Genomic DNA, 11,385 nt, shown 5'->3' with positions numbered 1-11,385 from the left:
CCTGCAACTTCTCGGCGTCCGCCAGCGCGGGGCACCCGGGCAAGTTCCCGCATCGAGGGTTGGGGGTTTTTCGGAAGGGCTGCGCCCTGCACCTGCTAAATGCAACGTCCAAAGCAAGAGCCAGAGCGGCATTCCGTGGGAGGGCGGGGCGATGTCGGATTGCGGGGACGCCGCAAGTACGTCCGTGAAGGCTTGCCAGCCGCACCCACGCGGCTGACTCCCCGCAACCCGACACCGCCCCGCCCAATAAACAGAAAAGCCAGAGCCGGCTGTTGCTCCGGCTCTGGCTTCTGCTGTGGAATTTGACGTTGCCTCTGCGGGTGCCGGGCCGCAGGCCCGGCCGATGAACTCACACCACCGGTTCGCGCAGGGCGGGGTTGTCCCAGCCCGGGCGTGGGGCGAAACGGTCACCGTGACGCTGCTGCAGCGCCTTCAACCGCTCGACGATCGCATCGGCACCGACCGCACGGATGTGCTGGATCGGACCGCCGCGGAACGGCGCGAAACCGGTACCGAAGATCACGCCCGCATCCAGCAGGTCCGCGTCGGCCACCACGCCCTCGTGCAGGCAGGCCACCGCCTCGTTCAACAGCGGCAGGATCAGGCGGTCCTCCAGATCGGCCGGGGCCTGGTAATCGCTGGCCACGTCCGGCTTCTTCGGCTTGCCGTTTTCCCAGGGGTAGATGCCCTGGCCATCTTTCTTGCCACGCTTGTCCGGTTCCACCGTCTGCAGTGCGGCCGGGATCTGCAGGCCCAGGAACGGTGCCAGCTCGCGGCCGACGCCGGCGGCCACGTCCAGCCCGACCGTGTCGATCAGTTCGATCGGCCCCATCGGCATGCCGAACTTCACCGCAGCCTTGTCGATCACCGGGCCCGGAATGCCCTCGGCGTAGGCAGTGGCGGCTTCCAGCATGTACGGGAACAGCACGCGGTTGACCAGGAAGCCCGGGCTGCCCGCCACCGGTACCGGGAACTTGCCCAGCGCCTTGCAGAAGGCGGCCAGGCGGCGTTCGGTCTCCGGCGCCATGCCGTCGTGGTGGATGATTTCCACCAGCGGCATCTGCGCGACCGGGTTGAAGTAGTGCAGGCCAGCGAACTGCGCCGGGCGCTGGATGTGATCGCGCAGGTCCACCAGCGGAATCGACGAGGTGTTGGTGGTCAGCAGTGCGTCCACCTTCATCTTCGGTTCCAGCGTCTGGTACAGCGCACGCTTGGCCTCGGGGTTCTCGATGATCGCTTCGATCACCAGGTCGGCCTCGGCCACGCCATGGCCTTCCAGGTCGGCACGCAGGCGCGCGGCTACCGCCGGGCGCTTGCTTTCATCACGCACCTTCCTGGCGAACAGCGCCTGCGCGCGTTCCATGGCCGGGTCGATGAAGCGCTGCTCACGGTCCTGCAGGGTCACCTCGAAGCCCTTGTAGGCGGCCCACGCGGCGATGTCGCCGCCCATCACGCCGGCGCCGACCACGTGCACGTGGCGGATGCCGGAATCACCGCCGCCCAGGCCCTTCAGGCGCTCGGTCAGGAAGAAGATGCGGATCAGGTTGCGCGCGGTCGGAGTGCTGGCCAGCTTCACCACCGCGCGGCGCTCGGCGTCCAGGCGGGCCTGGATCGGCTTGCCGCCGCTGCGCTGCCAGGTGCTGATCAGTGCGTACGGCGCCGGGTACTGGTCCTTCTTCGCCTTGCGCGCGACCTGCTTCACCATCTGCGGGGCCAGCAGGGTGCGCGCCAGCCAGGTGTTGGTGGCCCACGCCGTGGCGCGCTGCTTGAACGGGCGGGTGGTGCCGGACAGGGCCAACGCCACGGCGGTGTCGAGCACCACCGCCGGTGCCACCACCTTGTCGACCAGGCCGATGCCACGCGCGGCCGAGGCCGACAGGGTGCGGCCGGTCAACATCATGTCCATGGCCGCCGGGGCGCCCACCAGCTGCGGCAGGCGCGCGCTGCCGCCCCAACCCGGGAAGATGCCCAGCTGGGTTTCCGGCAGGCCGATGCGGGTGCTGCTGTCATTGGACGCCACGCGGTAACGGCAGGCCAGCGCCAGCTCGGTGCCGCCGCCCAGGCAGTGGCCGTGAATGGCCGCCACGGTCGGGCAGGGCAGCTCGGCCAGCTTCTGGTAGGTCGACTGGCCGCGACGGATGGCATCGTTGACGGTGCCGCGGCGGTCGAACTCCTGGAACTCCTTCAGGTCGGCACCGGCAATGAAGCCAGCCTTCTTCAGCGACTGGATCACCACGCCCCTGGGCGGATCCAGCGCGATGCGTTCCAGCAGGTCCCCCAGTTCCAGCAGCACATCCTGCGACATCGCGTTGACGCTGCTGTCCTGACGATCCAGGGAGAGAACCACCACGCCGTCGTCGCGGATCTCGGGGTGCCAGTGGCTGAAGCGGAGACCATCGAAGCCTGAGAGCATGGACGTTCCATCCGGTTGTGTATGGAGAAGCAGCTATGATCCAGAGGTTGTTTCCCCCGCGTCAAATCCCAATAGCAGGGGAGTGGCGCCCCCGGATCCATGGCCGTGGACCGGGACGCTAACGGAACGGTGGTTAAAAGCTGGTGCGGCGCCAGGTGATCGGCGACTGAACTTTTCCCGGGATTGGCAGTCTCATTGCCCGACGTCGGTTGGGCTGACAGGAGTGCGGCCCCCAATGGCCGAGGTTGATACACCACAGGAGCTGGATCTGGAGCTGGTCCGGCGCGTGCAGCACGGCGAGAGTGCCGCGTTCGATGTCCTGGTACGCAAGTACCAGCATCGGGTCGTGGCCCTGGTCGGTCGCTACATCGCCGACTGGAGCGAATGTCAGGACGTCGCCCAGGACACTTTCATCCGCGCCTACCGCGCGATCGGGAGTTTCCGCGGCGATGCCCAGTTCTCAACCTGGTTGCATCGAATCGCCGTGAATACCGCCAAAAACTACCTGGCTTCACATAATCGACGGCCGCCGACCGATGACATCGACATCGGCGATGCCGAACAGTTCGACAGTGGTACCCGCCTGCGCGACACCGACACGCCCGAACGCGAGTTGATGCGCCAGGAGCTGGAACAGACGGTGATGAAAGCCGTCAACGCGCTGCCGGAAGAACTCCGGTCAGCGATCACCCTGCGCGAGGTGGAAGGCCTGAGCTACGAGGATATCGCGCAGAAGATGGGGTGCCCGATCGGCACCGTGCGCTCACGGATCTTCCGGGCGCGCGAGGCGATCGACACCGAACTCCGGCCGCTGTTGGACATCGGCAGCGCCACCCGTGAGAAGAGCCGCGTATGACCAGTAACCCGTTCAACGAATCGCAGAACCATCAATCACCTGCCGGACAGCGCCTGGACCAGCGTCACCGCGAGCAGCTGTCGGCCCTGGTCGATGGCGAGCTGGGTGCCGATGAAGCGCGTTTCCTGCTGCGCCGGATGGAGCACGACCCCGAGCTGGCCGGTTGCCAGGAACGCTGGCAGCTGCTGGGCGATGTGATGCGCGGGCAGGCCTCGGCACTGGCGCCCGCTGGCTTCAGTGCGGCCGTGGCTGCCGCCATCGCGGCCGAGCCGACGCCGCAGGTCGAATCCCGCCGCCAGGTGCGCCGTAGTGGTTGGCGGGCCTGGGGCGGTGGCGCCGCCCTGGCCGCGTCGGTGGCCGCCGTCGCCCTGTTCATCGGCGGCGAGAAACTGAAGGAGGCGACGCCGGGTGAACCGCTGGCGCCGCAGGTGATCGCCAGCCAGGCCGAACTGGCGCCGGCGCCGACCGCGCCGGCCCCGGTGACCGAGGCGTCGGTGGACACGGCCGCGATGGCCGTGGCTGCTGCGCCGGCCGTGGCGATGGCCGCCTCCAGCCGCCGCCAGGACGCCCGCCGTGCCAGCGCCACGCGTACCCAGCAGGCTGGGCGTGCCGCACAGCGCGATGAGGCCCCGCAACGGGCCATCGCCGCCGCGCCGGCGCCGTTGACCCCGACCGTGCCGGCCAACGCCAACCGCAACCTGCCGTTCGGTGAGGTCGGTGGGCTGCAGGCGCGGCCGTGGCCGCGCTCCAGCCTGGCGCCCGCTGCCGGTGGCGCGCTCAATGCGAGCTTCCCGGCCCACGCCGGGGGCGCCGCGTTCTACCCGTTCGAGCCGCGCCTGCAGGATGACCTGCCGGTGCCGCCGCGCCCGCGCGACTGAGCCGGGCCTTCACGCCCCGCCGTCGGCGGGGCCCGTATTCCTCTTTCCATCCGACCCGGAGGTTGCCGTCCGATGATTCCCCGACTTCGCACGCAGGCCATTGGCCTGCTGGCCCTGACCCTTCCCCTGGCGGCCTGCGCGCAGGCGCCTGCACCCGTCGCGCAGACCCAGCCCGCGCCGGCCGCGGCCGCGCGGGCGCCGGCGCAGCCGCTGGTCAGTGGCCTGCCCGACTTCACCAATCTGGTCGAACAGGTCGGGCCGGGCGTGGTCAACGTCGATACCACCATCGTCCGCAACAACCGCCAGGCCTCGCGGGGCCCGATGGGCGACGATGACATGCCGGAGTTCTTCCGCCGCTTCTTCGGGCCGGACTTCCCGATGCCGGGGCAGGGCCCGGGCGGGCAGGATGGCGGCCCCAGCATCAAGGGCCGTGGCATGGGCTCGGGCTTCATCATTTCGCCCGACGGCTATGTGCTGACCAACTACCACGTCGTGGCCGACGCCAGCGATGTGAAGGTCAAGCTGGGCGACAGCCGTGAATTCACCGCCAAGGTGGTGGGCAGCGACCAGCAGTACGACGTCGCCCTGCTGAAGATCGACGGCAAGAACCTGCCGACCGTGCGCGTGGGCGATTCCAACACGCTCAAGCCGGGCCAGTGGGTTGTCGCGATCGGCTCGCCGTTCGGCCTCGACCATTCCGTTACCGCGGGCGTGGTCAGCGCCGTCGGCCGCAGTACGGGGGGCCCCGACCAGCGCTACGTGCCGTTCATCCAGACCGACGTGGCGATCAACCAGGGCAACTCCGGCGGTCCGCTGCTGAACACCCGCGGTGAAGTGGTCGGTATCAATTCGCAGATCTTCTCCGCCTCCGGCGGCTACATGGGCATCAGCTTTGCGATTCCGATCGACCTGGCGATGAGCGCGGTCGAGCAGATCAAGAAGAGCGGCAAGGTCACCCGTGGCCAGCTCGGCGCCGTGGTCGAACCGATCGATTCGCTGAAGGCGCAGGGCCTGGGCCTGCCGGACAGCCGGGGGGCGCTGGTCAACCAGATCGTGCCGGGCAGTGCGGCGGCCAAGGCCGGCGTGCAGGTGGGCGATGTCATCCGCTCGGTCAACGGCAGCGCGGTCAACAGCTGGTCCGACCTGCCGCCGCTGATCGGTGCGATGGCGCCGGGCAGCAAGGTGAACCTGGTCGTCTACCGCGACGGCAAGCCGCGTGAACTGGGCGCGACCCTGACCGCACTGAGCGAAGACGGGCCGGGCACTGCGCGTGGTCCGGCGACGGCCAATGCCGATGCCGCGCCACAGAGCGGTGCGGTGGCCCTGCTGGGCCTGGATGTCAGCGACCTGACCGCGCCGCAGCGCAAGCAGTTCGGCCTGGACGGCAACGAAGGCGTGCGCATCACCGGGGTGAAGGGCCAGGCGGCGCGTGATGCCGGCCTGTCTCCGGGCATGGTGATCCTGCAGGTCGGCCGCACCCCGGTCGGCAGCGTGGACGCCCTCAACCGCGCGCTGTCCAGCTTCAGGAAGGACGATGTGGTGATGCTGCTGGTGCGTACCGGCAACGGCAACAGCGCCTTCGTGGCGGTGAAGGCCGGCCAGTAAGGCCTGCCCGGGCCGCCCGGGCGGCCCCGTGGTTCCCCCGAAGCCCCGCCCCGGCGGGGCTTCGGCCATTCCGGGCCCGGCCCGATGAGGCCGCTTTCGCGGCGGGGCGCCGGGCATGCGATAATCGACCGTTACCCTGACGACGCCGCGCGCCGCCGCCACCTATGTCTTCTGATTCGATGCGGAACATCCGCAACTTCTCCATCATCGCCCATGTCGACCACGGCAAGTCCACGCTGGCCGACCGCATCATCCAGCTCTGTGGTGGCCTGCAGGCCCGCGAGATGGAAGCGCAGGTGCTCGACTCCAACCCGATCGAGCGCGAGCGTGGCATCACGATCAAGGCGCAGTCGGTGTCGTTGCCGTACCTGGCCAAGGATGGGCAGACCTATCATCTGAACTTCATCGACACCCCCGGCCACGTCGACTTCTCCTATGAGGTCAGCCGCTCGCTGGCCGCCTGCGAAGGCGCGCTGCTGGTGGTCGACGCCGCCCAGGGCGTGGAAGCGCAGTCGGTGGCCAACTGCTACACCGCCGTGGAGCAGGGCCTGGAAGTGGTGCCGGTGATCAACAAGATCGACCTGCCCACCGCCGACATCGAGCGCGCCAAGGCCGAGATCGAGGCCGTGATCGGCATCGACGCTTCCGACGCGGTGCCAGTCAGTGCCAAGACCGGCCTGAACGTGCAGGACGTGCTGGAAGCGATCGTGCACCGCATTCCGCCGCCGCAGCCGCGCGATACCGACAAGCTGCAGGCGCTGATCATCGACTCCTGGTTCGACAACTACCTGGGCGTGGTGTCGCTGGTTCGGGTGATGCAGGGCGAGATCAAGGCCGGTGACAAGCTGCAGGTGATGTCCACCGGCCGCAACCACCAGGTCGACAACGTCGGCGTGTTCACGCCGAAGCGGAAAGTGCTGCCGGCGCTGCGGGCCGGTGAAGTGGGTTGGGTCACCGCCAGCATCAAGGACGTGCACGGCGCGCCGGTCGGCGACACCCTGACCCTGGCCGGCGACCCGGCGCCGAAGCCGCTGCCGGGCTTCCAGGAAATGCAGCCGCGCGTGTTCGCCGGCCTGTTCCCGGTCGATGCCGAGGACTACCCGGACCTGCGCGAAGCGCTGGACAAGCTGCGCCTGAACGATGCCGCGCTGCGCTTCGAGCCGGAAAGCTCCGAAGCGATGGGCTTCGGCTTCCGCTGCGGCTTCCTGGGCATGCTGCACATGGAAATCGTGCAGGAGCGACTGGAACGCGAATACAACCTGGACCTGATTAGCACCGCGCCGACGGTGGTGTATGAGGTCCTGAAGACCGACGGCTCGATCATCAACATGGACAACCCGGCCAAGCTGCCGGCAGTGAACCAGGTCGAGGAGATCCGCGAGCCGATCATCCGTGCCAACGTGCTCACTCCCGAGGAGTACATCGGCAACATCATCAAGCTGTGCGAAGAAAAGCGCGGCAGCCAGATCGGCATCAACTACCTCGGCAGCCAGGTGCAGATCAGCTACGAGCTGCCGATGGCCGAGGTGGTGCTGGACTTCTTCGACAAGCTGAAGTCGGTCAGCCGTGGCTATGCCTCGCTGGACTACCACTTCGTGCGCTTCGATGCCGGCCCGTTCGTGCGCGTTGACGTGCTGATCAACGGTGACAAGGTCGATGCGCTGTCGCTGATCGTGCATCGCAGCCACGCCGATCGCCGCGGCCGCGAGCTGTGCGAGAAGATGAAGGACCTGATCCCGCGCCAGATGTTCGACGTGGCGATCCAGGCGGCCGTCGGCTCGCAGATCATCGCCCGCACCACGGTCAAGGCGATGCGCAAGAACGTGCTGGCCAAGTGCTATGGTGGCGACGTTTCGCGCAAGAAGAAGCTTCTGGAAAAGCAGAAGGAAGGCAAGAAGCGCATGAAGCAGGTCGGCCGCGTGGAGATTCCGCAGGAAGCGTTCCTGGCCGTGCTGCAGATGGACAACAAGTAAGCCCGCACCGGCCCTGCGGGGCCGGTCGTCTGGTGACGTTGCAAAGGACCCTGAATGAAACTGTTTGAGATCCTCCTGGTCGTGCTGACCCTGGCCTCGGGCCTGATCCTGCTCGCGGACAAGCTGTACCTTGCCAAGCGTCGCGCCCAGCGCGCAGGCCTGCTCGATTCCGAGCCGGTGCTGGTGGATTACTCGCGTGCGTTCTTCCCGGTGCTGGCGATCGTGCTGATCGTGCGCAGCTTCATCGCCGAGCCGTACAAGATCCCGTCCAGCTCGATGATGCCGAACCTGCTGATCGGCGATTTCATCCTGGTCAACAAGTTCTCCTACGGCCTGCGCCTGCCGATCAGCAACACCAAGATCGTGCCGTTCGGCGAGCCCTCGCGTGGCGACGTGGTGGTTTTCCACTTCCCCGGCCATGGCGACAACGATCCGGCCAAGGGCGAGAACTTCATCAAGCGCGTCATCGGCGTGCCCGGTGATACCGTGGTCTTCGAGGGCGATGGCGTGGTCCTCAACGGCGAGCCGCTGAAGTACGACAACAAGGGCATCTACGCCGGCCACAAGGGCCAGGGCGAGGGCGCGAACCTGCTGGTCGAGCACCTGCCGGGCCGCACCCACACCGTGCTGGAGACCGATTACCCGCGCGGGCAGGGCCAGTGGACGGTGCCGGCCGGCAAGTACCTGGTGATGGGCGACAATCGCGACAACAGCGACGATGGCCGTTTCTGGGGCCTGCTGCCGGAAGAGAACCTGCGCGGCAAGGCCTTCCTGATCTGGCTGAACTGCCAGGGATGGTTCTGCAAGGATGGCTTCGAGCCGTCGCGGATCGGCTCGAGCATCAACTGACCGGGCATCAACTGACCACCTTCACATCCAACGCGTATCTGGGGAGAACGCAATGAAGACGATGAACACGCAGCGTGGCATGACCCTGACCTCGTTCCTGATCGTCCTGATCGTGGTCGGCTTTTTCCTCTACATCGGCATGAAGCTGTTCCCGATGTACCAGGAGTACTACGCGGTGCGGTCGGCGATGAAGAGCCTGGCCAACGAGCCGGGCGTGGGCAGCATGGAGCCGGCGCGGATCCAGGACCTGTTCTTCAAGCGCCTGTACATCAACTACTCCGACAATGTGAAGCCGGCCAACGTGAAGTTCGATCGGCGCGACAATGGCTGGACCCTCAAGGTCAACTACGAGGTGCGCCGTCCCCTGATCGGCAACCTCGATGTGGTTGGCAAATTCGATTCAACCCAGGACCTGACCCGAAGCGGTGCCGAATAAACCTTTCCAACGTGGCGACCTGATCGGTCATCCCTTCCGCGACCCGGCGCTGCTGAAGCAGGCGTTGACCCATCGCAGTGCCGGTGCGCCGCACAACGAGCGGCTGGAGTTCCTGGGCGACAGCATCGTCAACATGATGGTGGCCCAGGCCCTGTACCAGCGCTGGCCGAAGGCTGACGAAGGCGCGATGACCCGTGCCCGCGCCGAACTGGTGCGTGAAGGCGCGCTGGCGGTGATCGCCCGTACCCTGGAACTGGGTGACCGGTTGATCCTGGGCGCGGGCGAGATGAAATCCGGCGGCCACCGCCGTGATTCGATCCTGGCCGATGCGGTGGAAGCCGTGGTGGCCGCGATCTATCTGGATGCCGGCTTCGAGACCTGCCGGGCAGTGGTGCTGCCCTGGTTCAGTGCCTCGATGGACGCGCTGCCAGCCACCGGCCGTCCGGAGAAGGACCCCAAGACCCGCCTGCAGGAGTGGCTGCAGGCCCGACAGAAGGCGTTGCCGCAGTATGAACTGGTGTCAGAATCCGGTGACGACCACGCCAAGCACTTCCGGGTACGCTGCAACGTAGCCGACCCCGCCGCCAGCATCGAGGGCGAAGGCGCCTCGCGGCGGATTGCCGAACAACAGGCGGCTGCGGCCGTCCTTGAACAACTGGATTCCAAGTGAGCGAACAAACTCCCCATCACTGCGGCAGCGTGGCCGTCATCGGTCGCCCGAACGTGGGCAAGTCGACCCTGACCAATGCGCTGGTCGGCGCCAAGGTCAGCATCGTTTCCAACCGCCCGCAGACCACGCGTCATCGCCTGCTGGGCATCGCCACCTATCCGGAAGGCCAGCTGGTGCTGGTCGATACCCCCGGCCTGCACAAGGTGCAGAAGCGGGCAATGAATCGGGTGATGAACCGCGCTGCGCGCGGCTCGCTGGAAGGCGTCGACGCCGGCCTGCTGGTGATCGAAGCCGGTCGCTGGGACGAAGAGGACAGCCTGGCCTTCAACGTGCTGCGCGACGCCGGCATCCCGGTGGTGCTGGTGGTCAACAAGATCGACCGCCTGAAGGAAAAGGGCGCGCTGCTGCCGTTCCTGCAGCAGGTGACCGAAGGCCGCGATTTCGCCGCCGTGCACCCGATCTCGGCGCAGAAGCGCAATGGCCTGGAAGCACTGGTGCGCGACGTGCTGAAGCTGCTTCCGGAAGCCCCGCCGATGTTCGGCGAAGACGAGATTACTGACCGCAGCCAGCGTTTCCTGGCGGGTGAACTGGTGCGCGAGCAGTTGATGCGCCAGCTCGGCGAGGAACTGCCGTATGCCACCACGGTGGAGATCGAGCGCTTCACCGAGGACGGCAACCTGCTGCGCATCGGTGCGGTGATCTGGGTCGAACGCGAGGGCCAGAAGGCCATCGTGATCGGCAAGGGCGGTGCGCGCCTGAAGGAGATCGGTGCCAAGTCCCGCCTGCAGATGGAGCGCCTGTTCGGGGCCAAGGTGTTCCTGGAAACCTGGGTGCGCGTGCGCGAAGGCTGGTCCGACGACGAGGCCGCACTGAAGGCCTTCGGTTACGAGTAAGCCAGTGCGGTCGCTTCGATGCTGATCGAGGACGACACCGGCTTCGTGCTGCATGCACGGGCCTACCGCGAGACCAGCCTGCTGGTGGAGGTGTTGAGCGCGCAGCACGGCCGCATCGGCCTGCTTGCGCGTGGTGTTTCCACTGCGAAAGGGCAGGTGCTGCGTGCTGCCCTGCAGCCGCTGCAATGGATCCGTTTCAGTGCGCAGCAGCGCGGTGAACTGGCGCAGCTGCGGGGTGCCGAGGCGCTGGATGCGGCGCCGAGGCTGGTCGGCCAGGCCATGCTGGCCGGCTTCTATCTGAGTGAACTGACCCTGCGCCTGGCACCGCGCCAGGACCCGCTGCCGGAGATGTACCTGGCCTATGGCGAGGCGCGCGCGCGCCTGGCGGTGGGGGCTGGCCTGGCCTGGACGCTGCGCCGCTTCGAGCGCGAACTGCTGGCCGCGCTGGGCCTGGGCTTCGAGCTGGACAGCGCCAGCGACGGCCAGCCGATCGATCCGGCGGCGCGCTATGAACTGGACCCGCAGGAAGGCGCGCAACGGTTGCTGAGCGAGCGCGGCGGTGAACGCCAGGCGGCTGCAACGGGTTCGGCGCTGTTGGCGCTGGCCGCCGATGAAGAGCCCGGCGCGGCCGATCTGGCCAGCCTGCGCCTGCCGATGCGGCGGGTCTTGGCCCATCACCTGGGCGCGCGCGGGCTGAAGTCCTGGGAAATGCTCGAGCAGCTTGCGCCCCGCAGGTAGGTGTTCGGCAGGGCTTGCAGCCCTGCACCTGCCGAGGCCAAAGCAACAGCAACAGCGGGCATTCCGTGGGATGG

General features: G+C 67.4%; 10 protein-coding genes. 9 read left to right on the top strand and 1 reads right to left on the bottom strand.

Going from position 1 to position 11,385, the window contains the following annotated elements; translation table 11 throughout:
- Positions 1-349: 349 nt before the first annotated feature.
- The gene (locus ARC23_RS18640; protein ID WP_057498576.1) at positions 350-2,413 is read right to left on the bottom strand and encodes a 3-hydroxyacyl-CoA dehydrogenase NAD-binding domain-containing protein; all 2,064 of its coding nucleotides are present in this window, start codon (positions 2,411-2,413) and stop codon (positions 350-352) included.
- Positions 2,414-2,648: 235 nt separating this feature from the next.
- Here ARC23_RS18640 and rpoE point away from each other — a divergent pair, with 235 nt between their 5' ends.
- From rpoE to recO, 9 genes are all read left to right on the top strand, one after another.
- A complete protein-coding gene (gene rpoE / locus ARC23_RS18635; RefSeq protein ID WP_005418256.1) occupies positions 2,649-3,269 on the top strand; it encodes an RNA polymerase sigma factor RpoE in 621 nt (206 codons plus the stop codon).
- Positions 3,266-4,147 carry a sigma-E factor negative regulatory protein gene (locus tag ARC23_RS18630; protein WP_057498575.1) on the top strand — a complete coding sequence of 294 codons (882 nt, stop codon included), beginning with the start codon at positions 3,266-3,268 and terminating at the stop codon, positions 4,145-4,147. The genes rpoE and ARC23_RS18630 overlap by 4 nt, the downstream gene beginning before the upstream one ends.
- 72 nt (positions 4,148-4,219) lie before the next feature.
- On the top strand, positions 4,220-5,752 hold the full coding sequence (locus ARC23_RS18625) for a DegQ family serine endoprotease (protein WP_057498574.1): 1,533 nt from the start codon (positions 4,220-4,222) through the stop codon (positions 5,750-5,752).
- A 179-nt stretch (positions 5,753-5,931) separates the two neighbouring features.
- Positions 5,932-7,725, top strand: a complete 1,794-nt coding sequence (gene lepA, locus ARC23_RS18620) for a translation elongation factor 4 (protein ID WP_057498573.1) — start codon at positions 5,932-5,934, stop codon at positions 7,723-7,725.
- Between the two features lie 54 nt (positions 7,726-7,779).
- Complete coding sequence (lepB, locus tag ARC23_RS18615; protein ID WP_057498572.1) at positions 7,780-8,574, top strand: signal peptidase I; 795 nt, start codon at positions 7,780-7,782, stop codon at positions 8,572-8,574.
- 52 nt (positions 8,575-8,626) lie between these two features.
- Complete coding sequence (locus ARC23_RS18610; RefSeq protein ID WP_057498571.1) at positions 8,627-9,010, top strand: DUF4845 domain-containing protein; 384 nt, start codon at positions 8,627-8,629, stop codon at positions 9,008-9,010.
- On the top strand, positions 9,000-9,680 hold the full coding sequence (gene rnc, locus ARC23_RS18605; protein WP_057498570.1) for a ribonuclease III: 681 nt from the start codon (positions 9,000-9,002) through the stop codon (positions 9,678-9,680). The genes ARC23_RS18610 and rnc overlap by 11 nt, the downstream gene beginning before the upstream one ends.
- Entirely contained in the window at positions 9,677-10,573 is an 897-nt protein-coding gene (gene era, locus ARC23_RS18600) for a GTPase Era (protein WP_005410599.1), read from the top strand. The genes rnc and era overlap by 4 nt, the downstream gene beginning before the upstream one ends.
- An 18-nt stretch (positions 10,574-10,591) precedes the next feature.
- A complete protein-coding gene (recO, locus tag ARC23_RS18595; RefSeq protein ID WP_057498569.1) occupies positions 10,592-11,311 on the top strand; it encodes a DNA repair protein RecO in 720 nt (239 codons plus the stop codon).
- Positions 11,312-11,385: the final 74 nt, after the last annotated feature.

The organism is Stenotrophomonas beteli, assembly GCF_001431665.1.
In the GTDB taxonomy this organism is placed as follows: domain Bacteria; phylum Pseudomonadota; class Gammaproteobacteria; order Xanthomonadales; family Xanthomonadaceae; genus Stenotrophomonas; species Stenotrophomonas beteli.
Note: the sequence above shows the minus strand (reverse complement) of the source record. Positions and strands in the feature narration are given on the sequence as shown.